A 25,743-nucleotide genomic window follows, 5' to 3' on the forward strand; every position below is an offset into this window, starting at 1 on the left:
GCGGCGGCGCTCGCTCGCCGCCTGTGCCGCCAGTCGGAAAATGCGGTGTCGCGCCGTTGCGGGCTCGAACCCGGCCGTATAGTCGGTCGGGCGACCACAGGGGGTCGGTCAATCGACAGGGAGTCGGTCATGTCTATCTTCAGCAAGCTGTTCGGCAGCAAGCCAACCGGTTCGGAACATGCGGCGCCGATGGATCTGGTGACCTTCGCCGAGCGCTACGCCGCGGCGGTGCGCACGGCCTGGCCCGAGGCCCGGGTCGAGATCGGGCATGGCGCGGCGACGGCCGATACCCGGGTCGACTGGCACCTGCCGGACGGCTTCAAGGCCACCCACTTCCTCGGCAACAGTTACCTGCGTTATCTCGGCGCGCCGCAGGAGCTCGACGCGATCTTCGCCGAGCAATTGGCCGGCGCGCGCGCGATCCAGCGCGATTTCGTCAGCGGGCCCGAGGCCGCGAACGCGGTGATCCTGCCGGTGCTGAAGACGCGCGGCTGGCACGAGACCGCGTTGCAGCAGGCGCGCTCGTTCGGCACCGAGTCGATGCTGCCCTTCATCGTCGAGCCCCTGGCCGGCGACCTGGTCCTGACCTATGTCGAGGACACCCCGGATTCGATGAGTTTCCTGTCGCCGTCGGAGGCCGAGCGGCGCGGTCTCGACCGCGAGAGCCTGTATACCCAGGCGCTCGACAACCTGACCCGGTTCCTGCCGGAACTCGACGTGCAGGGCGGCGGCGGGCGCTACGTCGCGCGGCTCGACCGTAACTACGACGCCAGCATGGTGCTGTTGTTCGATCACTGGCGCGATCGCATCGAGATCAAGGGCGACCCGGTGTTCGCGATCGCCGCGCGCGACGAGCTGATGCTGTGCGGCAGCGAGGACGACGACAGCGTCGCCTCGTTGCGCGACATCGCCGACGAGATCGCGCTGTCGTCGAGCTACAACCTGTCGCGCGCCTTGTTCACCCATCGCGACGGCGGGCTGCAGGTGTTCGCCAGCTAGTCAGGCGGTAGCTCAGCGGTAGCGGTTGATCTCGTCGCGCAGGGATTTCGCCGCCGCGGCCGAGGCGGCGGCATAGTCGTCGCCGCTGGAGGCGTAGAGGATCGCGCGCGAGCTGCTGACCATCAGGCCGGTGCCGTCGGCGGTCTTGGCGTTCGTCACCACCGCTTCGACATCGCCGCCTTGCGCGCCGACGCCGGGCACCAGGAACGGCACCTCGCCGACGATCGCGCGCACTTCGCGCAACTGCGACGGCCAGGTCGCGCCGACCACGAGCGCGCAATTGCCGTGGCCGTTCCATTCGCGTGCGACCTTCTCGGCGACGTGTTGGTACAGCGGGCGGCCGGCGACGTCGAGGTCCTGCAGATCGCCGGCACCGGGATTGGAGGTGCGGCACAGCACCACCACGCCGCGGTCGGCGCGGTCGAGGAAGGGCTGGACCGAATCGCGGCCGAGATAGGGGTTGGCGGTGACCGCATCGGCGCCGTAGCGGTCGAAGGCTTCGGTGACGTAATGCTGGGCGGTGCTGCCGATGTCGCCGCGCTTGCTGTCGAGGATCACCGGGATGCCGGGATGGTTCGCGTGCGCGTAGGCGACCAGGCGGGCGAGGGCGTCTTCGGCGCCGAGCGCGGCGAAGTGAGCGATCTGCGGCTTGAACGCACAGGCGTATTCGGCGGTCGCGTCGATGATGTCGCGATTGAAGGCGAACACCGCATCGGCATCGCCGGCGAAACGCGCCGGAAACTTCGCCGGCTCGGGGTCGAGACCGACGCAGACCAGAGTGCCGGCCTGTTGCCAACGTTGACGCAATGCCTGCATGAAGCTCATCGATACCCTTCCTCGTGGTGATGCCGTGTTTAGGTGGACTACGAACGCGCCTGTTTCGTTTTCAACGCCGCCGCAGGAGTCCTATCCCCCCGCTGCGATTTGCTTCCCGCTTCCCGCTTCCCGCTTCCCGAATCCCGAATCCCGAGTCCCGAGTCCCGAGTCCCCGAGTCCCGAATCCCGAATCCCTTAAGTAACGATGATCGGCGCCCCATGAGTAACGACCACGGTGTGTTCGAACTGCGCGGCATAACCGCGCCGGCAACGCATCGCCCAGCCGTCGTCGCCTTCGTCGACCTGGGTGCAATGGGTGGCCAGGAAGGGTTCGATCGTGATCACCATGCCGTCGTGCAGACGGCGGGTGTCGCGCGGGTCGTAGTAGCCGGGAATGCTGCCGGGCGCCTCGTGCAGCGAGCGGCCGACGCCGTGGCTGCCGAGGTTGCGGATCACCCGGAAACCGCGCCGCGCGGCGATGCCTTCGACGGTGCGGCCGATGCTGTTGATCAGGTTGCCGGCGCGCAACTGCGCGATCGCCGCATCGCGGGCTTCGCGCGTGGCATCGAGCAGGCGCTGTTGCGCCTCGCTCGCGGTGCCGACCACGAAGCTGCCGCCGGTGTCGGCGAAGTAGCCGTCGAGTTCGGCCGAGACGTCGATGTTGACCAGGTCGCCGTCGCGCAACACGCTGCCGTCGGGAATGCCGTGCGCGGCGACCGCGTTGATGCTGATGCAGGTCGCGCCGGGGAAGTCGTAGGTCAGCGCCGGTGCCGAGCGCGCGCCGGCCGCGCGCATCATCTGCGCGCCGATCGCATCGAGGTCGCGCGAGACCGCGCCAGCCACCGCGGCTTCGCGCATGGTCGCGAGAATGCCCGAGACCAACGCGCCCGCACGGCGCAGTCCTTCGAGTTCGTAGGCTTGTTCGACGGTCATGATGCGCTCCTCGGTCGGTGGGGGAGGCTGGGCGGCGGCGATCGGTCGGTGCGCATCGTCGGGCCTGGGCTGAGGCCAGTGCGCGGACCCGCATCGCCATCGCCGCGCTGGCGACGGTGGTGATCGAGGCGATGATCGCACTGTCCTCCAGGCTGGTGTGCAAAGCCGGCATGAAGGCGGCGACGAACGAGCCCGACAACATGACGAAGATCGCGATCGCAGCGAGACCTTCGAACCGGGCGATGCCGATCGAGAGGCCGAAGATGGCCGACAGCGGCAGCACCACGGCCCTCGGAGAGGGCGAACGACAGCTGCATCGTCGACAGGGTCGATGCGGCCAAGCCGCCCGCGCGCTGAGCGCGGGCGGCCCGGGACCTTACTTCAGCGCCTTGAAGCGCAGGCGGTGCGGACGTGCGCCTTCTTCGCCGAGGCGACGCTTCTTGTCGTCCTCGTACTCGCGGTAGTTGCCCTGGAAGAACTCCACATGCGAGTCGCCCTCGAAGGCGAGGATGTGGGTCGCGATGCGGTCGAGGAACCAACGGTCGTGCGAGATGACCACCGCGCAGCCCGGGAACTCCAGCAGCGCGTCTTCGAGTGCGCGCAGGGTTTCGACGTCGAGGTCGTTGGACGGTTCGTCGAGCAGCAGCACGTTGCCGCCCTGCAGCAGGGTCTTGGCCAGGTGCAGACGACCGCGTTCGCCGCCCGAGAGCGTGCCGACCAGCTTCTGCTGGTCCTGGCCCTTGAAGTTGAAGCGGCCGATGTAGGCGCGCGACTGGATCTCGACCCCGTTGATGTTGAGGATGTCGGCGCCGCCGGACACTTCCTGGAAGACGTTGTGGTTGCCTTCGAGCTTGTCGCGGCTCTGGTCGACGTAGGCGATCTTGGTGCTCGGGCCCTTGGCGATCTCGCCGGTGTCAGGGGTTTCCTGGCCGGTGATCATCTTGAACAAGGTCGACTTGCCGGCGCCGTTGGGGCCGATGATGCCGACGATCGCGCCCGGCGGAATGATGAAGCTCAAGTCGTCGATGAGCAGGCGGTCGCCGAACGACTTGGAGACGTTCTTGAACTCGATCACCGAATTGCCGAGACGCTCGCCCGGCGGGATGAAGATCTCGTTGGTTTCGTTGCGGCGCTGGTATTCGACCGAGTTGAGTTCCTCGAAGCGGGCCAGACGGGCCTTGCCCTTGCTGCGGCCGCCCTTGGCGTTGCTGCGCACCCATTCCAGTTCCTTGGCCAGCGCCTTCTGGCGCGCCTTTTCGCCGGACTCTTCCTGCTTCAGGCGCTCGGACTTCTGCTCCAGCCACGCGGTGTAGTTGCCTTTCCACGGAATGCCGCGGCCGCGGTCGAGTTCGAGAATCCACTCGGCGGCGTTTTCGAGGAAGTAGCGATCGTGGGTCACCGCCACCACGGTGCCGGTGTAGCGCGCCAGGAACTGTTCCAGCCATTCGACCGATTCGGCGTCGAGGTGGTTGGTGGGTTCGTCGAGCAGCAGCATGTCGGGCTTCTGCAGCAGCAGCTGGCACAGCGCGACGCGGCGCTTCTCGCCGCCCGACAGCTTGCCGATGATCGCGTCCCACGGCGGCAGGCGCAGCGCGTCGGCGGCGACTTCCAACTGGTGCTCGAGGGTGTGCGCATCGCCGGAGGCGAGGATCGCTTCCAGGCGCTGCTGTTCGGCGGCGAGCTTGTCGAAGTCGGCGCCTTCTTCGGCGTAGGCCTCGTAGATCTTGTCGAGCGCGGCCTGCGCGCTGAGCACGTCGCCGACGCCCACTTCGACCGCTTCGCGTACGGTCTGGGTCGGGTCGAGCTGCGGTTCCTGGGCCAGGTAACCGACCTTGATGCCGGTGGCCGGGCGCGCTTCGCCGCTGAAATCGGTATCGACGCCGGCCATGATCTTCAGCACCGTCGACTTGCCCGCGCCGTTGAGGCCGAGCAGGCCGATCTTGGCGCCGGGGAAGAACGACAGCGAGATGTCCTTGATGATCTGACGCTTCGGCGGCACGGTCTTGCTGACGCCGTTCATGGTGTAGATGTATTGCATGCGGGCTCCGAAGCATGGACGCGCCGAGCCGGGCCGAGGATGGCCTGGGGCGGGGCGGGAAACCGCGATTATCCCGCAGGCGCTGGCTGCGTTCCAGCGCGAGGGCCGGCGGGATGGCACGGATGTAGCGGGACGGGGAACCGCCGAGACCCCGCTGGCGAGGCCCGGAAAGGGCCGCCGGGGCGGTACGGCGGCCGGATCGGCGCCTCAGACGGCCGGCGCCTCGTTGCGGGCAGGGTCGGAAAGCTCGAAAGCCCTGCCGTGCCTGGGTTCAGCTTCGCCGATGGGGTTACAGCCAGACGATCAGCGCGATCGCGCCGGCGACCAGGGCGTACTTGAGCGCGTAATACGTGCCTTTGCTGCGCGCCCGCAGGGCCTTGGTCTTCAGGCGCAGGGCGTAGAAGTACTTGAACAGGCGGTTGATGCCACCGGTCTTGTCGCCTTCCATGTTCGGCGAGGCGCCCGCGGCGATCAGGTTTTTGGCGATGAACCGGTTCAGGCCGCGCGCCCAGCCCCAGCGCATCGGCCGTTCGATGTCGCAGAACAGGATGATCCGGTTCTGCTCGGAGCCGTTCTGGGCCCAGTGGATATAGGTCTCGTCGAACATGGTCCACTCGCCGTCGCGCCAGCTGTAGCGGGTGCCGTCGACGTCGATGAAGCAGGCGTCGTCGTTGGGCGTGTCCAGGCCCAGGTGGAGGCGCAGCGAGCCGGCATAGGGGTCGCGGTGCGGGCGCAGCTCGCCGCCGGGCGGCAGCTCGGTGAACATCGCCGCCTTGACCCCCGGGATCTGCCGCAGCAGTTCGGTGGTGACCGGGCACAGCTCGGCCGCCGAGGGGTGGGCGTCGTCGTACCACTTCAGGTAGAAGCGCTTCCAGCCGCGGCGGAAGAACGAATTGAAGCCGACATCGTTATAGCCGTCGGCGGCCTTGATCTGCTGGATCGCGCGCAGATGCAGGGCTTCGGCGCGGATGTCGCGCCAGCGCGCGCGCAGCGGTTCGAGCTCGGGGAAGTGCTGGTCCGGGCTCAGGAAGGCGGTGGTCGGCACGCGCGAACAGGCGTACATCAGCACGTTGATCGGCGCCATGAAGGTCGAATGATCGAGCAATTGGCGGCCAAGACGGTGGCGTACGCGGCCGCGCAGGTGCACATACACCGCGCTGGCGAGGAACAGGAAAACGAAGACCCATTTCACGGTCGGGACATCCAGAAGCAAGGCAGGGGGAGGCGACGGAGCGCGCAGGCTGTATTGTCCGTCGGCACCGGGGCCGGTGGCAGCCCCGCTTTGGCGGTTGGCCGCCATACGCCCCTAGGCTAACATTTCAAGTCTTACGTCAAGCCCGCCCGCGGATCCATACGGCCCGGCCTGATGCGAGGTTCCCCCTCCCTCCCGTCCGTTCTCTCCCCTCCCGAGGCCGCGTAATGTTCCCGAGCCACACCCGTATTGCCGGATTTGACGATGAACTCGCCCAGGCCATCGCCGCCGAGGTCCGTCGCCAGGAAGACCACGTCGAGCTGATCGCCTCGGAAAACTACGCCAGCCCGCGCGTCCTCGAAGCCCAGGGCAGCGTCCTGACCAACAAGTACGCCGAGGGCTATCCGGGCAAGCGTTACTACGGCGGTTGCGAATACGTCGATATCGCCGAGCAGTTGGCGATCGACCGCGTCAAGCAACTGTTCGGCGCCGATTACGCCAACGTCCAGCCGCATTCGGGCTCGCAGGCCAACCAGGCCGTGTACTTCGCCCTGCTCAATCCGGGCGACACCATCCTCGGCATGAGCCTGGCTCACGGCGGTCACCTCACCCACGGCGCCAAGGTCAATGCCAGCGGCAAGCTGTTCAACGCTGTGCAGTACGGCGTCAACGACCAGGGCCTGATCGATTACGACGAAGTCGAGCGCCTGGCGGTCGAGCACAAGCCGAAGATGGTGGTGGCTGGCTTCAGCGCCTATTCGCAGGTCGTCGACTGGGCGCGTTTCCGCGCCATCGCCGACAAGATCGGCGCGATCCTGTTCGTCGACATGGCCCATGTCGCCGGCCTGATCGCCGCAGGCGTCTACCCGAGCCCGCTGCCGCACGCCCACGTCGTCACCTCGACCACCCACAAGACCCTGCGCGGCCCGCGCGGCGGCATCATCGTCGCCAAGGACCCGTCCGAGGACTTGGTCAAGAAGCTGCAGAGCATCGTTTTCCCGGGCATCCAGGGCGGTCCGCTGATGCACGTGATCGCGGCCAAGGCGGTCGCCTTCAAGGAAGCGCTGGAGCCGGAATTCAAGGAATACCAGGCGCAGGTGGTCAAGAACGCTCAGGCGATGGCCAAGACCATCATCGCGCGCGGCTACAAGATCGTGTCCGGCGGTACGCAGAACCACCTGATGCTGGTCGACATGATCGGCAAGGGCATCACCGGCAAGGACGCGGAAGCCGCGCTGGGCCTGGCCCACATCACGGTCAACAAGAACGCCGTGCCGAACGACCCGCAAAAGCCCTTCGTCACCTCGGGCCTGCGCATCGGCACCCCGGCGGTCACCACCCGCGGCTACAAGGAAGCCGATTGCGTCGCCCTGGCCGAATGGATCTGCGACGTGCTCGACAACCCGAAGGACGAGAACGTCATCGCCGGGGTCCGCGAAAACGTGACCAAGCAGTGCGCCCAGTTCCCGGTGTATGAGTAAGCCCTCGGGACTCGGGTCTCGGGGTTCGGGACTCGGCGAAGCGCCGAGTCCCGAATCTGAGCGTATCGTCAGGCAACGACTGCAGGGCGCAGCCGAGCTTTCATCCGAGTCCCGAGTCCCGAATCCCGAGTCCCGGGTGGAGCGCTGATGCATTGCCCCTTCTGCCAGCACCAGGACACCCGCGTCATCGATTCGCGCGTGTCCGACGACGGCGCGACGATCCGCCGCCGTCGCGTCTGCGAGGCGTGCGGGGAGCGTTTCAGCACGATCGAGACGATCGAACTCAAGCTGCCGGTCATCATCAAGGGCGACGGCCGCCGCGAGGCTTTCGACGCGCGCAAGCTGCGCGCCGGTTTCGACCGCGCCCTGCAGAAGCGGCCGGTCTCGGAAGAACAGATCGAATCGGCGGTGCGCGCGGTGGTTCACCAACTGCGCATGACCGCCGAGCGCGAGCTCGCCTCGCGCCGGGTCGGCGAGTTCGTCATGGCCGAACTGCGCAAGCTGGATCACGTCGGCTACGTGCGTTTCGCTTCGGTGTATCGCTCGTTCGAGGACGTCGCCGATTTCCGCGAAGAGCTCGACCGGCTCGAACGCGACATACCGGGCGAGGGGCAACTGCCCTTGCTCGGCGAGGACGAGCCGCGTCCGGACAAGAAGAAGCGCTGAGCGCTTCGGCCGGCGCGGGCCACTGTTACGCGGCGAAGGGAGTTCGCGCATGTTGAAGGCATACCGATCCGCACTGCTGACGCTCGCCCTGTTGATGCTGGCCCTGCTGCCATGCTGGGCCTTGGCCGCCGATCCGATCGAGCAGCGGCAGCGTGCGGCGCTGGCCGGCCACTATTACCTGGAAGGCGCCGACGACGCCGGCTCGGAGCTGGTGCTCGAGCCCGATGGACGTTTCCAGTGGAGCCTCAGCTACGGCTTGATGGTCGAGTCCGCCAGCGGCCAATGGAACGTCGGCGGCAACGGCATCGTGTTGAGCGTGCAAGCACCCGCGGGCGGCCAGACGGTGTTCTCGCTCGATCAGACCGTCGCCTGGACGGCGGACGCGCAAAAGCGCCTGGACGAGTTCGCGGTAGAACGGCAGGACACTTTGATCGAAGAGGCCTGCGGTTACTTGAAGACCTACCGGTCCGGTTTCGAATATGCCGAATTGCTCGCGGCCAGCTTGCCCGAGGCCGCCCCGGCCGATCGCGCAGGCCGCAGCGCGGCCGAAGCATCGCTGGCGCCGGCCCTGGCGGCGCTCGAACAGTCGCGGCTGGCGCTGGAAGCGACGGCTGCGCAGACGAAACCGAAAGCCTGGCAAGCGCCGCCGCTCGGCAATGCGGCGGCTGCTGCAGCTGCAGCTAACGCGAATGATGACGGCGCAGAACAAGACGGCATGCTCGAAGACGGCGTGCTCGAAGACGGCGAGGTGGCGGCGGATATCGCGGTGCGGACCTATCTGCAGAGGCTGGAGCAAGTCGCCGCACTGCACGCGACGGCGGGCCGCGCCATGCCCAAGCAGCCCGCTCCGCGATTCGACCGCGAACGCTGCCTGGACCCGGCGGCCAAGGCGGAGGGTCGAGGCGGCTATGCAGTGGTGATCGGCGACCCGCAGCGCGGCTATCGCGCCCAGGGGATCGGCGTCGAGTTCGTGTATTCCGACGGCCGCAGCGAGCGCACCGAGACCAGTCCGGGCGGTTGGGCCCTGGCGGTGCAGCGTCCCGGCGTGCGACTCACTCAAGCGATCCTGCAACCGGCCGACCGTCCGCGCGAAACCCTGGCGCTGGACGAAAGCAAAGGCCGCATTTTCGCGATCCGCCTCGACACCGCCGCGGCGATGCCCGCGTCGTTCGAACAACTGATCCTGACCCAGGACGAAGGCGGTCTGATCGCGCCGCAGATCCCGGGTCGTTATATGCGGCATTGAGTGTCTACAGGAGGATGCGATGCACCATGAGATCGCCATGCGAGGTCGCATCATGACCTCGGCCGCGTCGGCCGGCCTTGAGCGAGTCACGCGACGCGCGGGCCCCGCGGTTTATGCCAGCGCGCTCGCTGCGATCGCATGCTTCGTGCTTCCGGCAACGTCCGCCGTCGCCGCTTGCGAGCCGGCCGACGCGGCGTTGGTGGGGGCTTATGCCGGTACCGAAGCGAAGACGACGCCGAGCCTGCAGTTGAGCCAGGACGGCAGCTTCCGCATGCGCGACGTGCCGATGCCCGGCATGGACGTGGCCGGCTGCTGGCAACGCAGCGAGCAGACCGTCGTGCTGGTGGAGCGCGCGCCCGACAGCGAGAACGGCATCAAGCGCATGCTGCCGCCGCCGTTGACCGAAACCGATCTGGAGAAGGTGCGTGGCGATGGCATCGGCACCCTGCAGGAGGCGGTGGACGCGGGTCTGCTGCCGATGGGGCGCTGGTGGGCGCATCGGTCGCGTCGACCCGGCGAGACCGTGCGGCTGAAGGTCTACGAGCCGCGCTATGGTCTGGCGGTGGGCGATGCCAAGGGCATGTTGCGAATGGCCGACGGCCGGGTGGTGGAGCAAAGTACGGTGCAGGGCTCGGACGGGGAGTTCGAGTTCGACGGCTTGCCCGCCGATGCGGCGGTGAAAGCGATCGGCGTACGCTTCCCCGAGCAGCCCGATACGCCGCGTTGGCTGACGGTGGACGGTCCGACCAAGCTGCTGTACCTGATCGAGTTCGATGCGCAGGCCACCGGCGCGGCCGAAGGCGGCGTGATGACCCTGACCCTGCAGGCCGACCGCAGCCTGATCTCCGATTACCCCGACGCCACCCACTTCAAGCGCGCGCCATGACCACGCCATTCACCGCCACCGATCACCTGCATATGGCCCGCGCCCTGCGCTTGGCCGAGAAAGGCGCGTACACGACCAAGCCCAACCCGCTGGTGGGCTGCGTGATCGCCCATGGCGGCGAGGTCGTCGGCGAAGGCTGGCATGAGCGCGCCGGCGAGCCGCATGCGGAAGTGCATGCCTTGCGTGCGGCCGGCGAGCGTGCACGTGGCGCGACCGCCTACGTGACCCTGGAACCCTGCGCCCACACCGGGCGCACCGGGCCGTGCAGCGAGGCCTTGATCGCGGCCGGCGTCGCACGCGTGGTCGCGGCCATGCGCGACCCGTTCCTGCAGGTCGACGGCGCCGGTTTCGCCAAGCTGCAGGCCGCCGGCATCGAGGTCGCGAGCGGCCTGATGGAAGCGCAGGCGCGTGCGCTCAATCGCGGTTTCCTCTCGCGCATCGAACGCGGCCGGCCGTGGCTGCGGGTCAAGCTGGCGACCAGCCTGGACGGGCGCAGCGCGCTCGCCAGCGGCGAATCCAAGTGGATCAGCGGCGAGGCCTCGCGCCTGGACGTGCAACATTGGCGCGCGCGCGCCGGTGCGATCGTGACCGGCGCCGGCACCGTGCTTGCCGACGATCCCTCCCTGACCGTGCGCCTCGGCGACGACACCGCTTTCGTCGCGCCCTTGCGGGTGGTGCTCGACCCGGGCCTGGCCACGGTCGCGCGCGGCCGCGTGCGCGAAGGCGATGCGCCGACCCTGTACCTGCACGCGCCCGACGCCAAACCGCCGCGCGGCTTCGCCGCCCAGCACGCGGCGGTGCCGATGCACGAGGGCCGGATCGACCTGGAAGCGGTGCTCAAGCTGCTCGCCGAGCGCGGCGTCAACGAGATCCAGCTCGAAGCCGGCGCGACCCTGGCCGGTGCCTTCCTCGCCGGCGGTTGGGTCGACGAAGTCTTGCTGTACGTCGCACCGGTGTTGCTCGGCGAAAGCGCACGGCCCTTGTTCGACGGGCTCGGCATCGAGGCGATGAAGGACAAGCTGCGCCTCGACCTGGTCGACGTGCGCCGCATCGGCGAAGACACGCGGGTGCTGTTGCGGCCGCGGCAGGGGGATGAAGCTAGGAATTAGGAGTGAGTAGTGAGGAGTGAGCGAAAGCCCGGCGCGCCGCTTTACTCACTTCTGACTTCGCGCTCCTCACTTCCTGCTTCCCTTGGGTGATGCAAGCTCGACGACGGAAGCGGGGACCGGGCGAAAAGCTCGCCGCGTTTCGGCTCTGCTCGTTTCTCACTCCTCACTCCTCACTCCTCGCCTCCCATGAATCAAAACGCCTTCAAGGATCATTTCTCCGCGCTCGCCGGCAGCTATGCGGCGGCGCGGCCCGAGTATCCCGAGGCCTTGTTCGACCTGATCGCGGCGCAAGTGCCGGCGACTGCGCGGGTGTGGGAGGCCGGTTGCGGCAGCGGCCAGGCCACGCGCGGTCTGGCCGCGCGCTTCGCCCAGGTCCACGCGACCGAGCCGAGCGCGCAACAGATCGAACAACACTGGGCGCACGATGCATCCCTGCGCGGCAGCGGCAACGTCAGCCTGGCGATCGAACCGGCCGAGCGCACCGAACAGGCCGACGCCAGCGTGCAGCTGATCGCGGTCGCGCAGGCGCTGCACTGGTTCGAGCGCGATCGCTTCTTCGCCGAGTGCGAGCGCGTATTGGCGCCCGGCGGCGTGCTCGCGGCCTGGGGCTACTGCGATTTCCTCGCGCCGGAGGGCATGGTCGGCGCGGTCGCGGACTTCCGCGAGCAGATCGAAGAACATTGGCCGCCGGAGCGGGTCCAGATCGAGCAGCGTTATGCCGGCTACGACTGGCCGTTCCCGGCCTTGCCGGCACCGGCGCTGTGGTTGGAAGCGGAGTGGGGGCTGCGGCGCTTTCTCGGCTACTTGAACAGCATGTCGGCGACCGCGCGATGCCGCGCGGCGACCGGCGAGGACCCGGTCGCGCGGCATGGGCCGGCGCTGTCGGCGGCCTGGGGCGCATCGGGCGACATGCGGACCCTGCAATGGCCGCTGTTCCTGCATCTGCGGCGCAAGCCGGGCTGAGCACCGGCGCGGGAGTGAGCTGGGGTGGGCGTGGCGGGCCGCTAGAGCCTGCGATGCCTGCCGGATGCCGCGGGCAGGGCCGGGAAATCCGAGCGTTTCTTACGAGTATGCCTGAAGCCCGTGCCGGCCAGACCCAGCCGGGTCGTGTCCGGGCGCAGCGCCATGGGCGGAACAGTGCATCCGCAGCCGACCGCGGCGGACGACCGGCCCGGCGCGACCCGGGTGCTAAACTGCGCCCGCCGGTTCGCCGGCGCTTCATTACGTAACGTCTTCAGGGCGGGGCGAAACTCCCCACCGGCGGTAGGCGCGGTCACGCGCGAGCCCGCGAGCGCCTGCAGGCCACGGTTCCGAAGGCGTGGTTACGTCCCGGACCCGGCCTGCAGGGTCAGCAGATCCGGTCCGATGCCGGAGCCGACGGTCACAGTCCGGATGAAAGAAGACGGCCATGCGCGACTCCTCTCGCAAGAGCGGGGAACACCGAACCCGCGGCGACGCCGCGGGTCGTGCGCTGGCCCATGCCTTGAGGCGTTTTTCGCTCACCATCATGCGGGAAACGTTTCATGACTCACTTCCATCGCGACACCGCAGCGGCGCTCCGCCAGGAGATCCGCTGATGTTCACCGGCATCATCGAAGGCGTCGGCTCGCTCGCCGCCAGCCAAGACCTCGGTGGCGACGTGCGCCTGCGCATCGCTACCGGCAGCCTCGATTTCAGCGCGCCCAAGCTCGGCGAGAGCATCGCCGTCAACGGCGTCTGCCTGACCGTGATTTCGTTCGACGAAAGCTCGTTCGAGGCCGATGCCTCCACCGAGACCTTGTCGCTGACCACCCTCGGCGCGCTCAAGCATGGCGCCATCGTCAACCTCGAGCGGGCGATGCGCCCGACCGATCGGCTCGGCGGCCACATGGTCAGCGGCCACATCGACGGCGTCGGCGCGGTGCTCGGCGTGCACGAAGACGCACGCGCCCAGCGCTGGCGTTTCCGCGCGCCGGCCGCGCTGCTGCGTTACATCGCCAAGAAGGGTTCGATCTGCGTCGACGGCGTCAGCCTGACCGTCAACGAAGTCGACGACGAAGGCTTCGAGGTCGCGTTGATCCCGCACACCGTCGAGCACACCGCGTTCGCGCAGACCGCGGTCGGCGATGCGGTCAATCTGGAAATCGATCTGGTCGCGCGTTACGTCGAGCGCCTGCTCGGCGCCCGTCGGACCGGCTCTTATCAAGCGGGCTCTGACCAAACCGACCCCCACGCTGCCGGAGCCGCTGCATGAATTTCGCGACCGTCCCCGAATTGCTCGAGGAAATCCGCGCCGGCCGCATGGTCGTGATCGTCGACGACGAAGACCGCGAGAACGAAGGCGACCTGATCATGGCCGCCGAACTGGTGCGCCCGGCCGACATCAACTTCATGGTCACGCATGCGCGCGGCCTGGTCTGTCTGTCGCTGATGCGCGAGCGTTGCCTGCAACTCGGCCTGGGGCCGATGGTGCGCGACAACACGTCCTCGCACCACACCAACTTCACCGTCAGCATCGAAGCCGCCGAGGGCGTGACCACCGGCATCTCGGCCTACGACCGCGCCCACACCGTGCGCACCGCGGTGCGACCCGACGCCAAGCCCTCCGACCTGGCCCAGCCCGGCCACATCTTCCCGCTGATGTCGCAGCCCGGCGGTGTGCTCAGCCGCGCCGGCCACACCGAAGCGGCGAGCGATCTGGCTTTGCTTGCGGGCCTGGAACCGGCCGGCGTACTGGTCGAGGTGCTCAATGCCGACGGCAGCATGGCGCGGCGCCCGCAACTGGAAGCCTTCGCCGCCGAGCACGGGCTCAAGATCGGTTCGATCGAGGAACTGATCCGTTATCGCCTCGCCACCGAGCACACGGTCGAGCGCGTCGATGCGCGCACCATCGAGACCGAGCACGGGCCGTTCCGCCTGCTGAGCTATCGCGACCGCCTGACCCATGCCTTGCACTTCGCCCTGCAGCGCGGCGAGCCCGATGCGAGCGTGCCGACCTTGGTCCGTGTGCATATCCAGAACCCGCTCGCCGATGTCCTGCATTGGCGCCGGTCGGACTTCGGTCCGGCGGTCGGCGACGTGCTGGCGGCGATCGCCCGCGAAGGCAGCGGCGCGCTGGTGGTGCTGGCCGATCACGCCGACGCCGACAGCCTGCTGGCGCGCGTGCGCGAGGCCGCGCCGAGCGAGGCTGCGCACGATGCGGCTTCGGGAGACGAGGCCGCGCACACCGTTGCGCCGGTACCGACCCGCGGTCATGCGCTGGCCGAGTGGCGCCGCAATGGCGCCGGCGGGCAGATCCTGGCCGACCTCGGCCTGGGCAAGCTGCGCGTGCTCGGCACCCCGCGCCGGCAGATCGGCCTGGCCGGCTTCGGCCTGGAAGTCGTCGAGTACGTCGACATCGCCAAGCTCGGTTGAGCCCCGGCGAGGCCGGCGGCGGCTCATCGCGGCCGGTTCGCCAGGCCGGCGCCGCGGACGGAAGCGTCCCGGCGCCCGGCACCGGCGGTCCCCAGCCGTTAAACTACCCCTTTCGTCCAGCCGATTCCCCCTCATGCCCCATTACGAAGGCGACCTGCGCAGCCCCGAGGGCGCGCGCTACGCCATCATCGCCAGCCGCTGGAACCCGCGCATCACCGACACCCTGGTCGCCGGCGCCCGCAAGACCTTCGCCGAGCACGGCGTCACCGAGGACGCCATCGACGTGGTCCGCGTCCCCGGCGCTTGGGAACTGCCGGTAGTCGCCGCGCGCCTGGCCGTGGCCGGCCAGCATGCGGCCGTGGTCGTGCTCGGCTGCGTCGTGCGCGGCGATACCCGCCATTACGAACAAGTCGCCGACGGTTGCTCCGACGGCCTGATGCGCGTTTCGCTCGACTACGGCCTGCCGATCGCCAACGGCGTGTTGGCGGTCGAACGTCACGAGGACGCCGAGGCCCGCGCCGGCGGCAATCACGGCAACAAGGGCGAGGAAGCGGCGCTGGCCGCCCTCGAAATGAGCCATCTGCTGGGGCAATTGCCATGAATCGCCGTCGTCAGGATGGAATCGGCATGCCTTTGCGAATGACGCGCGGAGTCGAAGCATGAGCAGGCACAACAGAAAAGATGGCATCGACCCGGTCGCGCGTTCGCGCGCCCGCCGCCGCGCACTGCAGGCCGTGTATGCCTGGCAGTTGTCGGGCGCCACGGTCACCAATGTGATCGGCCAGTTCGCCCACGAGCAGGCCCATGAAGTCGCCGACCTCGATTATTTCGAAGACCTCGTGCGCGGCGTCGACAAGCATCAGGAAGAGTTGGACGTCGCCCTGGCGCCGTTCCTCGACCGCGACGTCGAACAGGTCGACCCGATCGAACGCGCCGCGCTGCGCATCGCCGCTTACGAGCTGCGCCATCGCCTCGACGTGCCGTATCGCGTGGTCATCAACGAAGCCATCGAGACGGTCAAGCGCTTCGGTGCCGAGCACGGCCACACCTACGTCAACGGCGTGCTCGACCATGCCGCCGCCGACTGGCGCGCGACCGAGTTCGCCGCGTCGAAGAAGCGCTGAGCGAATCTTCCGGGCGTTGCCAGGCAACGCCCGAGCGAGATGGATTGCCGAGCGCTCGGTTCCGAGCGCGGACAGCGACGAGACCGCGATGAGCGCAGCCGAGTTCGACCTGATCGCCCGCATTCGCGCCCGCATCGGCGCCGGTCTGGCGCCGCGGGACGATGTGGTGCTGGGCATCGGCGACGACGCCGCCTTGTTGCAGCCGCCGGCCGGCCAACAACTGGTCGTCGCCACCGACACCCTCAACCGCGGCGTGCATTTCGCCGACGATGCCGCGCCGGCCGATATCGGCTGGAAATCGCTGGCGGTGAATCTGTCCGACCTCGCCGCGATGGGCGCGACCCCGGCCTGGTGCACCTTGTCGCTGTCCCTGCCGGCCGAGGCCGGCGTCGCGACAGAGACGTTCGTCGACGGCTTTCTCGACGGTTTCATCGCGCTCGCCGCCGAGCATCGCATCGCCTTGGTCGGCGGCGACACCACTCGTGGTCCTTTGTCGGTGTGCGTGACCGTGCTCGGTTTCGTCGCGCCGGGCGCGGCGCTGCGCCGCGATGGCGCGCAGGCTGGCGACGAGGTCTGGGTCACCGGCACGCTCGGCGATGCCGCCGCGGCGCTGGCCCTGGCCGGCATCGCGCCGTACCGCGACGCCGCGGTGCGCCATTGCGTCGGCGACCCGGCCACCGACAACGAGCGCTTGCACGAGCGCCTGCGGCGGCCGACGCCGCGAGTGAGCGCCGGCCGTGTCTTGCGCGGTCTCGCCCATGCCGGCATCGATATTTCCGATGGCCTGCTGGCCGACCTGGGCCACGTTTGCGCGGCGTCGGGACTCGGCGCGCGCATCGACGCCGGCGCGCTGCCGACCTCGCCCGCGCTCGCCGCCGCTTGCGAGGGACCCGCGCGTTGGGGCCTGCAGCTCGGCGGCGGCGACGACTACGAGCTGTGCTTCACCGCGGCACCGGCGCAACGCGCCGCAATCGTGCAGGGGTTGGCCGAGGCGAACACACCGGCGCAGGTCATCGGTGTAATCGAAGCCGAGTCGGGTCTGCGCGTGCGAGCTCCGGACGGTTCGGCCTGGCAGCCGAGTCGTCGCGGTTATCAGCATTTCGATTCTTGAGCGACGATTCCTGATCGGCTGATCGGTTGATCGGCGCGCGGTGCAGCCGCGAGCGAACACCGATCCTCGCGAGACTCAGGCGTCCGGCAGCAGCTTGCCCGGGTTGAGGATGCCGTCGGGGTCGAACACAGTCTTCAGCTGACGCATCAGCGCCAGGGTGGCCGCGTCGATGGCCTGCGGCATGAACTCGCGTTTGGCCAGGCCGATGCCGTGTTCGCCGGACAAGGTGCCGCCGAGCGCCAGGGCCAGGGCGAACACCCGCGACATCGCCGCGTGGGCGCGTTCGTTCTGCGCATGGTCGGCCGGGTCGTAGAGCAGGTTGACATGCAGATTGCCGTTGCCGGCATGGCCGAAGCACACGATCGGCAGGTCGAACTCGCGCGCCAGCGCCTGCACGCCGTCGACCAGCTCGGGGATGCGCGACACCGGCACCACCACGTCTTCGTTGATCTTGCCCGGCGCCAGCGTGCGCAGCGACGGCGACAGTGCCTTGCGCGCGGCCCAGAGTTTTTCGCGCGCGGCTTCGTCGCTGGCGTCGTCGAGCGAGATCAGGCCGTCGCCTTGCGCCGCGCGTTTCAAGGCCGCGATCGAATGCGGCAGGGTCTGCGCATCGCCGTCGGCCTCGATCATCAGCAAGGCGCCTGCATCCGCCGGCAGGTCGGCGCCGCCGACGTCGCGGGCCAGTTGCACCGCACGCGCGTCCATGAATTCGAGCATCGACGGCGTGACCGGCTGCGCCATCAGCCGCGCCACCGCTTGCGCCGCCGCCGAGACATCGCGATAGATCGCGCGCAAGGCCGCACGCGCCGGCGCGGCCGGAGTCAGGCGCAGGCTCGCCTCGACGATCAAGGCCAGGGTGCCTTCGCTGCCGACCAGCAAGCGATGCAGGTCGTAACCGGTGGAACCCTTGGTGGTCGCGGTGCCGCAGACGATCAACTCGCCGGCGCCGGTCACCGCGGTCACCGCGAGTACGTTGTCGCGGCTGGCGCCGTACTTCACTGCGCGCGGCCCGCCGGCATTGCAGGCCAGGTTGCCGCCGACCGTGCTGAAGGCGGCGCTGGTCGGGTCCGGCGGCCAGAACAGGCCGTGCGCTTTCAGCGCGGCTTGTAGATCGCCGTTGAGCACGCCGGGTTCGACGATCGCGCAGCGGTCGCCCGGGCGGATCTCGAGAATGCGGTTCATGCGTTCGAACGAGACCACCACGCCGCCGGCGACCGGTACCGAGGCGCCGGTGGTGTTGGTGCCGCGGCCGCGCGCGATCACCGGCACGCGGTGGCGGCGACAGGCGCGCACCAGGGCGAGCACCTGTTCGCGCGTGCGCGGCAGCGCCACCGCATCGGGCATCGCGTGGCGGCGCGAGTTGTCGTAGGCGTAGGCGAGGCGTTCGCCGGGGTCGGTCAACCAGGCTTCGCCGAGCAAGCCCGACAACTCGCGTTGCAACTCGTCGGGCAGGGCGGTCATTGCGCGGGTTCCGAACGCGGCAGCCACTGCCGCATGGTCGCGCCCAGCAGGCCGAGCGCGAGCGCGGGCAGGGCGATCCAGCGCGCCTCCGACCACAGCACTTGCAGGCCGCGCGCGCTGAAGAAACGCGCGCCGATCGGCGAGACCTCGATCGGACGCCACGGCGCGAAGATGCGCTGGTCCGACCACGGCCAATACAGGGCGACGCCGAGGCCGCCGTCGGTGAGCGCATCCAACAAGGGATGCGACGCGGTGCAGACGAACAGCGAGACGGCCGCGGTCCAAGGCGGCGTGCGCAGCCAGCGCGAGGCCAGCGCGCCAAGTGCGGCGATCAACATCGCGAAGGCGAACGAATGACTGGCGCCGCGATGGCCGAAGTCGTCGGCATAGGCGATGCCGAGCTTGAACGCGACCACGTCGGCGTCCGGCAACACCGCCGCGAGCGCACCGGCGATCAGCAGGCGGCGGTCGATCACCCGCGAGCCCAAGGCCCAACCCAGGGCAAGGGGAACCACGGCATGGGTCATCACGGTCGGCATCGTGCGGTCGTCTCAGAGATCGTCGGCGCGGAAGGCGTCGCGCAACCAGTTCAGGCGCGGCGCGGCGGGGTCGCCGTCGGCCTCGACCACGTCGAAGCGGCAGGCGCTGTCGGCGAGGCGGGGATGGGCGGCGAGGAAACTTTGCGCCGCCAGCACCAGCTTGCGGCGCTTGCGTGCGTCGACCGAGGCCGCGCCGCCGCCGTAGCGGTCGTCGCGGCGGTAACGCACTTCGACGAACACCAACACGGCGGCGTCGAGCATCACCAGGTCGAGTTCGCCGAAGCGGTAGTTGGCGTTCGCCGCGACCTCGCGCAGGCCGGCGGCGAGCAGGTGCGCGCGTGCGGCGGCTTCGACCGCGGCGCCGCGCGCGCGCCGGTCCGACGCCGGCGGCGTCGGCACTGGGCTGGGATCAGCGGCGCGAGGCATCCGCCAGCGGCACCGCGACGCCACTGCTGAAGGTCGACCAGGCCGGCGTGCGCAGCACGCTGCCGAAGCCGTCGATGCGCAGCACGCCGGTGGCGCCGGAGACGAACGCGTCCGAGCGGGTGGCGAGGCGTTCGAGGTAGGCCGACAGCAACCAGGCGTCGTAACCGAAGGCGAACAGGCGCGCGCCGGGACCGCGCGCGGTCGGCAGGGTCGCCGCGGCGCCCACCGCCGGCGGCAAGCCGCGCACGCCGCCGCTGGTCCAGGATTCGGACGGGAAGGCGATGCCATCGAGAACGCGGTCTTGCTCCGGCTTGCCGGTACCCGACAGCAGCTGCGAGGTCGCCACCCGCGGCTTGTCGGCCAGGCCGACCAGGGCGAGCTTCGGAATCAGGGTGCGTGCGGCGCTGCCCTTGGTCGCCAGGAACACGGCGTCGACGCCGCCTTCCTTGGCCACGAACGGCGCCAGGTCGGCGGTGCCTTCGCCGACGGTGTCGGTGACCTGGGCGCCGCGTGCGGCCAGGCGCTCCTTGAGCGCGGCGATCGCGCGGCGCTGGCCTTCGTCGCCGCCGCCGATGGCGAGCACGCGCGCGACCTTGCGCTCGAGCAGGTAGTCGGCCGCGGCGATGCCTTCGTCCTCGGGCGTCAGCGAGAAGCTGACGTTGCCGCTGGGCGGAGCGACGTTGCCGCGATTGAGCGCGAGCACCGGCACCGGCAGCGCGGTCTTGCCGAACAGGGCGCTGACTTCGTCGCGGCCGAGCGGGCCGATCACGAAGTCGTTGCCCGCGGCGGCGGCCTTGTCGTAGGCGGCGAGGGTGCCGCCGGCGGTGCCGGAGGTGTCGTAGAAGACGATCTCGGGGCGACGACGGCTTTCGCCGTAGTAGCCGGCGAGCAGGCCGTCGCGCACCGGCGCCGAAGCGGTCGCGAGCGCACCGGTCAGCGGCAGCAGCACCGCGAGCTTGACCGGCGGACGATAACCGTCGCTCTCGGCCGGCGGACGCTGGCCGGCGCCGCTGAAGCTCCAGTTCGAGGTCTGGTCGAACGGGCGCGGCAAGGGCAGGCCGCGCTGCATCAGCTGGCGGCCGAGGTAGTTGTAGAGCGGATCGCCGACCGGCACGGCATCGGCTTCGCGCGCCAGGGCGGCGTTGTCCAACTGCGACAGCAGGCGTTCGATCTGTTGTTCGTTCTCGGTCCGCGCCGCGCCGCTGAGGCTGGCGTTATTGCGGGCGAGGTGAGCCGCCTGGGCGACCAGCGGATTGGCCGCATTGATCGCGGCGACCGGACGGGTTTCGACCGTGGCGCAGCCGCCGAGCAGGGCGGTTGCGGCCAAAAGGCTGAACATCCATGTCGTCGCGGGCCGGTTTTTCTTTTGATTCATCGGCTTGCATCCGCCGTCCAGCGGCGTTCCTGTGGGACCGGTTAGGATTCTACCCGCCCTTACCGTAACCGTACGATGCAGACCTCCGGCACCCTTCATATTGTGGCAACCCCGATCGGCAACCTCGGCGACCTGTCGCCGCGCGCGCTCGATACCTTGCGCACGGTCGCGGCGATCTGCGCCGAGGACACGCGCCACACCCGCCAGTTGTTGGCGCATTTCGGCCTGGAACGGCCGTTATTGGCGCTGCATCAGCACAACGAGGAGCAGCAGGCGGCGCAGTTGGTAGCGCGCCTGCAGGCCGGCGACTCGCTGGCCCTGGTGTCCGATGCGGGCACCCCGCTGGTCAGCGATCCGGGCTTTCGCCTGGTGCGCGCGGCGCGCGCCGCCGGCATCCGCGTCTCGCCGGTGCCCGGCGCCTGCGCCGCGATCGCCGCGCTCAGCGTCGCCGGCCTGGCCTCGGATCGGTTCAGTTTCGAAGGTTTCCTGCCGGCCAAGGGTGCGGCCCGGCGCGAACGCCTGACCCGGCTCGCCGCCGAACCGCAGACCTTGTTGTTCTACGAGTCTTCGCACCGGATCGAGGAAACCCTCGACGACATGGTCAACGTGTTCGGCTTCGAGCGCGCGGCGGTGCTGGCGCGCGAGCTGACCAAGTTGTTCGAGACCGTGCTGGACGGCTCGCTCGGCGACCTCGCCGCGCGGGTCAAGGCCGACCCGAACCAGCGCAAGGGCGAGTTCGTGGTGATCGTCGAGGGCGCCGGCGACGATGCCGACGCCAAGATCGTCGAAGGCCTGCGCCTGTACGCCAAGCTGAAAGAGCACCTGCCGCCGTCGACCGCGGCGAAGCTGGCGGCGGAACTCAGTGGCGCGCCGCGCAAGGCCTTGTACGGCAGCGGCGATTAGGGCGCCGATCAGCCCCGGGAGGCCGCGCGCTGACCTTCGAGCGCGGCGACCAGTGCGTCCATCAGGTCGGCGCCGGCCCGTACCTGGAAGTTCCAGATGTCTTCCGAGACGAAGATCGGCTGGCCGTTGAGCTGCATGACCCGTTCGCCGCCGTCGATGCCGAAGCATTGCTCCAGTTCGATGTCGGTTGTGCGGATCGCGCGATAGGCGGGCCAGAAGGCGTCGCGCAGCTCGCTTTCGCTCCATGAGGGCAGACGCTCGGCCAGGTCCTGGGCGCCGACCAGCCCATGTCGGCGCAGCATGCCCAATGGATACAGCGGGTAATGATCTTCGGGGGAGTCGTTTTGCATGAGCTCGGCCGATCCTTGCCGTGGATGGGGTCGTTTTCGTTAATTTAACCGCGCGGCGGCGGTTTGGCGCGGCGCGTGCGACAATACCGGCGCGGAGTCGGCCAGGCAGTCGCGTCATCGGATCGCAAGATCCGGTGCCGAGGAAAGTCCGGGCTCCACAGGGCACGGTGCCAGGTAACGCCTGGGCGGCGCAAGCCGACGGAAAGTGCAACAGAGAGTAGACCGCCGAACGGCCCGCAAGGGTGCGTGGTAAGGGTGAAACGGTGCGGTAAGAGCGCACCGCGAGTCTGGCAACAGACCGGCACGGCAAACCCCACCGGGAGCAAAACCAAATAGGGAGACTATGTCGCGGCCCGCGATGTCTCCGGGTAGGTTGCTTGAGCGTAACGGCGACGTTGCGCCTAGAGGAATGACTGTCCACGACAGAACCCGGCTTATCGGCCGGCTTCGCGCTTTTCCAGGCTGCGCCTGGAAAACCCTAAAATTTGCAGGGCAAATTTTGGGCCCCGCTCTGCATCTCCAAATCCCCGCCCCGTTGGGGCGCCCCCTTTACTAAAGGGGGCTCTCGATACCGAGGGGACGACAGGTGTTGTTGCTTCGCTTGGCTCCCTCTCCCGCTGGCGGGAGAGGGTTGGGGTGAGGGACGGCGTTCTGCGGGCTACGCCCTACGAACTCCAAAGTTTGCTGTGCAAACTTCGGGCCCCGCTATGTGCATCCAAATCCCCGCCCCGTTGGGGCGCCCCCTTTACTAAAAGGGGCTCTCGACATCAGGCATTTGATTGGGTGGGCTGCTTGCTTCGCTTTATTATGGTTACGTCGCGAGGTTGCAACGACCGCTGCGGCTTGTCTCCCTCTCCCGCGTGCGGGAGAGGGTTGGGGTGAGGGCAGGCGTTCTGCGGGCTACGCCCTACGAACCCCAAAGTTTGCTGTGCAAACTTCGGGCCCCGCTATGCGCTTCCAAATCCCCGCCCCGTTGGGGCGCCCCCTTTACTAAAAGGGACTCTCGACATCGGGCATTTGATTGGGTGGGCTGTGCGGCTTATCTCCCTCTCCCGCGTGCGGGAGAGGGTTGGGGTGAGGGCAGGCGTCAGTGCTGTCGCGGCTTGCCTTCGCTCAGCGACTCAATACGAGAGTCAGGGCCCAGCGCGCTTCGCGTCGTTGGCCGTTACTGCGCCAATCCGATCTGTTTCATGAAGGTCTGGTTGTCCCAGAACAGCCACTCTTCGACCATGACGCCGTTTTCCCAGCGGCCGATGGTCGCCATCTCGAGTTTGAAGGGCTTGTTGGTCGGGGCGATGGTCTTGCCGTCGGCGGTCGGCATGGGCCGGGTGAAGCTGCCTTCCATTACGCCGATCACCGCGGTGCGGTCGCCCTGGGCGACTTTGATCGGGTGGACCTTGATCCGGGTGTCCGGGGCGAACACGAACTGTGGCTTGAGCTCGGCGATATGCGCGGCCAGGCCGGTGGTGGTGTGGCCGTCGGGGTAGTGGACGACGATGTTCTCGGCGTGGCTCTTGTGGAAGTCCTGCCATTGCTGGCCGCTGTAGTGGACGAAGTCGAGTTCGTCGAAGGTGGCCAGGTGTTGCTCTTCCTGGGCCTGCTGGGTCTGCAGCCGCTTGAGCAGGTCAGTGTCGGCGGCGGCAGCGGTCAGCACCGGCTTGGCCGGTTCGTCGCGGGCGCAGCCGGCCAGGAGCGCAGCGGCCAGGGCGGCGAGCGCCAGGCCGGTGCGGAGGGTGGGGCGCTGGGGCACGGTCGGGCTCGGCTCGGGGTAAACGCCGACCCTAGGCCGAGCGGCGTTAACCAGGTGTCGGAACGCGGCAGTCATTGGCCATCCATTCGCTTGCGGATGTTCCGATAGTTGCTGCCGATCATGCGCGCAAGTCCGACCTTCTGCGCCGATCGGCACGGTTTGCTGCTGCGCAACAGGACTTTAACAACTGTGACGGCCATCGCGCGAGGGTCACTTTGTGACGTGCTGAGTCTCAAAATGTGAGACGAAACAAAGGTTAGTGGATAAGTCTTGAATAAGACTCTGAAGTTCGCCGCAAGCCATTGATGTGCTTGGTGAAATTTGCCCCGGAAAGTTGTTGACAACCTTGTGCACCCTGCTAATGTGGACATCCGAGGGAAAACCTGGGTTTTTGTGGGTTTTCGAGGCCAGCCGTCCAACCGGGCGAATGAACGAGGTGACCCGTCCGGTAGAGACGGGAACCGCAAAGGTGCGCAATGTTCCAGGGCGAAACCGCCATCACGATCGATGACAAGGGACGGCTGGCGGTACCTACCGCCTACCGCGACGTCGTCGCGCGTGAATGCGACAACCGCCTGGTCGTCACCTACAACCCGTTCGAGTCGGGCTCTCTCTATCTGTATCCGCTGTCGATCTGGGAACGCGTCCGCGACCAGGTCAACAAGCTGCCCAAGGCCAAAAAGGTCAATCGCAACATGCAGCTCAAGTTGGTCGGCGCGGCCGCCTTCGTCGAACTCGACGGCAACGGCCGTATCACCCTGCCGGGCAGCCATCGCGCCGCGGTCGGCATCGAGAAGAAAGCCGTCTTGCTGGGCATGGGCGACAAATTCGAGTTATGGAGCGAGCAGGCGCATCACGCGCAGATCCGTCAGACGATCACCGACGACGATCTGAGCGACGAACTGCTCGACCTGCAGCTATGACGGGCGGTGGCATGGAACGCACGCACGCGCGATCCGGCCACCTTCCCGTGATGTACCGGCAGGTGCTGGATGGCCTGCGGGTGCTCGGGAACGGTGCCTATCTCGACGGCACGTTCGGACGCGGCGGGCATGCCCGTGGCGTGCTCGAGCTATTGGAAGCCGGAGGCCGGCTGCTGGTGATGGACAAGGACCCGGAAGCGATCGCCGTGGCCGAACGCGAGTTCGGTGGCGATGCGCGCGTGTCGATCTATCGCGGCAGCTTCGCCGACCTGGCCCACTGGGACGAAACCGCGGCCGGCCTCGATGGCGTGTTGTTCGACCTGGGCGTGTCCTCGCCGCAGCTCGACGTCGCCGAGCGCGGCTTCAGCTTCGGCAAGGACGGCCCGCTCGACATGCGCATGGACCCGGACAGTGGCCAGAGCGCGGCGCAGTGGCTTGCCTCGGCGTCGGAGAAAGAGATCGCCGACGTGCTGTGGACCTATGGCGAAGAGCGCCAGAGCCGCAAGATCGCCCGTACCATCGTCGCCCGCCGCAGCGAGCAGCCCTTGCTGCGTACCGCCCAGCTGGCCGACCTGATCGCCTCGGTGATGCCGCGCGGCGACAACAAGATCCACCCGGCGACCCGCAGCTTCCAGGCGATCCGCATCTTCATCAACCGCGAGCTGGCCGATCTCGAAGCCGGCCTGGATGCCGCGATGGCCCGCCTCAAGCCCGGCGGCCGTCTGGCGGTGATCAGCTTCCACTCGCTCGAAGACCGCATCGTCAAGCAGTTCATCGCCCGCCATTCCAAGGCACCGCCGGCCAACCGGCGCATGCCGATCGAGCTGGCGTTCACCCCGACCCTGCTGGCGATCGGCGGTGCGCAGAAGGCCTTCGACGAAGAAACCTCGAGCAACCCGCGCGCGCGCAGCGCGGTGTTGCGGGTGGCCGAGAAGCTGCCGGGACTCGGGACTCGGGACTCGGGACTCGGCCAGGAGCCGGGACTCGGCCAGGAGCCGGGACTCGGGTTTCGGGACTCGGGA

24 protein-coding genes, 1 other RNA gene, 1 pseudogene and 1 riboswitch are annotated in these 25,743 nt (G+C 68.4%); of the genes and pseudogenes, 16 read left to right on the top strand and 10 right to left on the bottom strand.

Going from position 1 to position 25,743, the window contains the following annotated elements; genetic code table 11:
- Positions 1-129: 129 nt before the first annotated feature.
- Positions 130-999 (top strand): hypothetical protein, encoded by an 870-nt coding sequence (locus ACTOWK_RS03165; protein ID WP_441328746.1) that lies wholly within the window; start codon positions 130-132, stop codon positions 997-999.
- 12 nt (positions 1,000-1,011) lie between these two features.
- On the opposite strand, the gene pyrF is transcribed toward ACTOWK_RS03165, so the two are convergent.
- The 4 genes from pyrF to lpxO form a co-directional block, all read right to left on the bottom strand.
- Entirely contained in the window at positions 1,012-1,824 is an 813-nt protein-coding gene (gene pyrF, locus ACTOWK_RS03170; protein ID WP_441328747.1) for an orotidine-5'-phosphate decarboxylase, read from the bottom strand.
- Positions 1,825-2,010: 186 nt separating this feature from the next.
- On the bottom strand, positions 2,011-2,748 hold the full coding sequence (gene map / locus ACTOWK_RS03175) for a type I methionyl aminopeptidase (RefSeq protein WP_057916911.1): 738 nt from the start codon (positions 2,746-2,748) through the stop codon (positions 2,011-2,013).
- 376 nt (positions 2,749-3,124) lie between these two features.
- Positions 3,125-4,786 (bottom strand): energy-dependent translational throttle protein EttA, encoded by a 1,662-nt coding sequence (ettA, locus tag ACTOWK_RS03180; protein WP_441328748.1) that lies wholly within the window; start codon positions 4,784-4,786, stop codon positions 3,125-3,127.
- A gap of 289 nt (positions 4,787-5,075) precedes the next feature.
- On the bottom strand, positions 5,076-5,978 hold the full coding sequence (lpxO, locus tag ACTOWK_RS03185) for a lipid A hydroxylase LpxO (RefSeq protein ID WP_441328749.1): 903 nt from the start codon (positions 5,976-5,978) through the stop codon (positions 5,076-5,078).
- Positions 5,979-6,205: 227 nt separating this feature from the next.
- On the opposite strand from lpxO, the gene glyA reads away from it, so the two are divergent.
- From glyA to thiL, 11 genes are all read left to right on the top strand, one after another.
- Positions 6,206-7,459, top strand: coding sequence for a serine hydroxymethyltransferase (glyA, locus tag ACTOWK_RS03190; protein ID WP_441328750.1), 1,254 nt, complete (start codon positions 6,206-6,208; stop codon positions 7,457-7,459).
- A gap of 147 nt (positions 7,460-7,606) precedes the next feature.
- Positions 7,607-8,125 carry a transcriptional regulator NrdR gene (gene nrdR, locus ACTOWK_RS03195; protein WP_441328751.1) on the top strand — a complete coding sequence of 173 codons (519 nt, stop codon included), beginning with the start codon at positions 7,607-7,609 and terminating at the stop codon, positions 8,123-8,125.
- A 49-nt stretch (positions 8,126-8,174) separates the two neighbouring features.
- A complete protein-coding gene (locus ACTOWK_RS03200; RefSeq protein ID WP_441328752.1) occupies positions 8,175-9,371 on the top strand; it encodes a hypothetical protein in 1,197 nt (398 codons plus the stop codon).
- A gap of 37 nt (positions 9,372-9,408) precedes the next feature.
- Positions 9,409-10,257, top strand: a complete 849-nt coding sequence (locus tag ACTOWK_RS03205; RefSeq protein WP_441328753.1) for a hypothetical protein — start codon at positions 9,409-9,411, stop codon at positions 10,255-10,257.
- Positions 10,254-11,366: a bifunctional diaminohydroxyphosphoribosylaminopyrimidine deaminase/5-amino-6-(5-phosphoribosylamino)uracil reductase RibD gene (gene ribD / locus ACTOWK_RS03210; protein WP_441328754.1), complete on the top strand. Its 1,113-nt coding sequence runs from the start codon at positions 10,254-10,256 to the stop codon at positions 11,364-11,366. The genes ACTOWK_RS03205 and ribD overlap by 4 nt, the downstream gene beginning before the upstream one ends.
- A 186-nt stretch (positions 11,367-11,552) precedes the next feature.
- Entirely contained in the window at positions 11,553-12,329 is a 777-nt protein-coding gene (locus tag ACTOWK_RS03215) for a class I SAM-dependent methyltransferase (RefSeq protein ID WP_441328755.1), read from the top strand.
- Between the two features lie 263 nt (positions 12,330-12,592).
- Positions 12,593-12,774: riboswitch (FMN riboswitch) on the top strand.
- A gap of 168 nt (positions 12,775-12,942) precedes the next feature.
- Complete coding sequence (locus ACTOWK_RS03220) at positions 12,943-13,599, top strand: riboflavin synthase (protein ID WP_441328756.1); 657 nt, start codon at positions 12,943-12,945, stop codon at positions 13,597-13,599.
- On the top strand, positions 13,596-14,759 hold the full coding sequence (ribB, locus tag ACTOWK_RS03225) for a 3,4-dihydroxy-2-butanone-4-phosphate synthase (RefSeq protein ID WP_441328757.1): 1,164 nt from the start codon (positions 13,596-13,598) through the stop codon (positions 14,757-14,759). Before ACTOWK_RS03220 ends, ribB begins: the two co-directional genes overlap by 4 nt.
- Before the next feature lie 133 nt (positions 14,760-14,892).
- Complete coding sequence (ribH, locus tag ACTOWK_RS03230; protein WP_441328758.1) at positions 14,893-15,360, top strand: 6,7-dimethyl-8-ribityllumazine synthase; 468 nt, start codon at positions 14,893-14,895, stop codon at positions 15,358-15,360.
- A 58-nt stretch (positions 15,361-15,418) separates the two neighbouring features.
- Positions 15,419-15,883 (top strand): transcription antitermination factor NusB, encoded by a 465-nt coding sequence (gene nusB, locus ACTOWK_RS03235; RefSeq protein ID WP_441328759.1) that lies wholly within the window; start codon positions 15,419-15,421, stop codon positions 15,881-15,883.
- A gap of 88 nt (positions 15,884-15,971) precedes the next feature.
- Complete coding sequence (thiL, locus tag ACTOWK_RS03240) at positions 15,972-16,994, top strand: thiamine-phosphate kinase (protein WP_441328760.1); 1,023 nt, start codon at positions 15,972-15,974, stop codon at positions 16,992-16,994.
- A gap of 75 nt (positions 16,995-17,069) precedes the next feature.
- On the opposite strand, the gene ACTOWK_RS03245 is transcribed toward thiL, so the two are convergent.
- The 4 genes from ACTOWK_RS03245 to ACTOWK_RS03260 are packed head-to-tail and all read right to left on the bottom strand — an operon-like array spanning position 17,070 to position 20,759.
- Complete coding sequence (locus ACTOWK_RS03245) at positions 17,070-18,455, bottom strand: FAD-binding oxidoreductase (protein ID WP_441328761.1); 1,386 nt, start codon at positions 18,453-18,455, stop codon at positions 17,070-17,072.
- Complete coding sequence (locus ACTOWK_RS03250) at positions 18,452-18,994, bottom strand: metal-dependent hydrolase (RefSeq protein ID WP_441328762.1); 543 nt, start codon at positions 18,992-18,994, stop codon at positions 18,452-18,454. Before ACTOWK_RS03250 ends, ACTOWK_RS03245 begins: the two co-directional genes overlap by 4 nt.
- Positions 18,995-19,006: 12 nt before the next feature.
- Positions 19,007-19,420 (bottom strand): YraN family protein, encoded by a 414-nt coding sequence (locus tag ACTOWK_RS03255; RefSeq protein WP_441328763.1) that lies wholly within the window; start codon positions 19,418-19,420, stop codon positions 19,007-19,009.
- Complete coding sequence (locus tag ACTOWK_RS03260; protein WP_441328764.1) at positions 19,404-20,759, bottom strand: penicillin-binding protein activator; 1,356 nt, start codon at positions 20,757-20,759, stop codon at positions 19,404-19,406. Before ACTOWK_RS03260 ends, ACTOWK_RS03255 begins: the two co-directional genes overlap by 17 nt.
- A gap of 111 nt (positions 20,760-20,870) precedes the next feature.
- Between ACTOWK_RS03260 and rsmI the strand changes: the two genes are divergently transcribed.
- On the top strand, positions 20,871-21,698 hold the full coding sequence (gene rsmI / locus ACTOWK_RS03265; RefSeq protein ID WP_441328765.1) for a 16S rRNA (cytidine(1402)-2'-O)-methyltransferase: 828 nt from the start codon (positions 20,871-20,873) through the stop codon (positions 21,696-21,698).
- Between the two features lie 8 nt (positions 21,699-21,706).
- On the opposite strand, the gene ACTOWK_RS03270 is transcribed toward rsmI, so the two are convergent.
- Entirely contained in the window at positions 21,707-22,048 is a 342-nt protein-coding gene (locus tag ACTOWK_RS03270; RefSeq protein WP_441328766.1) for a hypothetical protein, read from the bottom strand.
- Positions 22,049-22,141: 93 nt separating this feature from the next.
- On the opposite strand from ACTOWK_RS03270, the gene rnpB reads away from it, so the two are divergent.
- Positions 22,142-22,501: RNase P RNA component class A (gene rnpB, locus ACTOWK_RS03275), an RNA gene on the top strand.
- A gap of 712 nt (positions 22,502-23,213) precedes the next feature.
- Here the strand turns inward: rnpB and ACTOWK_RS03280 are convergent.
- The gene (locus ACTOWK_RS03280) at positions 23,214-23,798 is read right to left on the bottom strand and encodes an ester cyclase (protein ID WP_441328767.1); all 585 of its coding nucleotides are present in this window, start codon (positions 23,796-23,798) and stop codon (positions 23,214-23,216) included.
- A gap of 476 nt (positions 23,799-24,274) precedes the next feature.
- Between ACTOWK_RS03280 and mraZ the strand changes: the two genes are divergently transcribed.
- Together mraZ and rsmH are read left to right on the top strand one after the other, a co-directional pair.
- Complete coding sequence (gene mraZ, locus ACTOWK_RS03285; protein WP_441328768.1) at positions 24,275-24,721, top strand: division/cell wall cluster transcriptional repressor MraZ; 447 nt, start codon at positions 24,275-24,277, stop codon at positions 24,719-24,721.
- A pseudogene (rsmH, locus tag ACTOWK_RS03290) lies at positions 24,718-25,704 on the top strand (16S rRNA (cytosine(1402)-N(4))-methyltransferase RsmH); the annotation flags it as partial. The gene mraZ and the pseudogene rsmH, both read left to right, overlap by 4 nt.
- Positions 25,705-25,743 lie beyond the last annotated feature (39 nt).

The organism is Lysobacter sp. CA196 (genome assembly GCF_052078695.1).
Classification (GTDB): Bacteria; Pseudomonadota; Gammaproteobacteria; order Xanthomonadales; family Xanthomonadaceae; genus Lysobacter.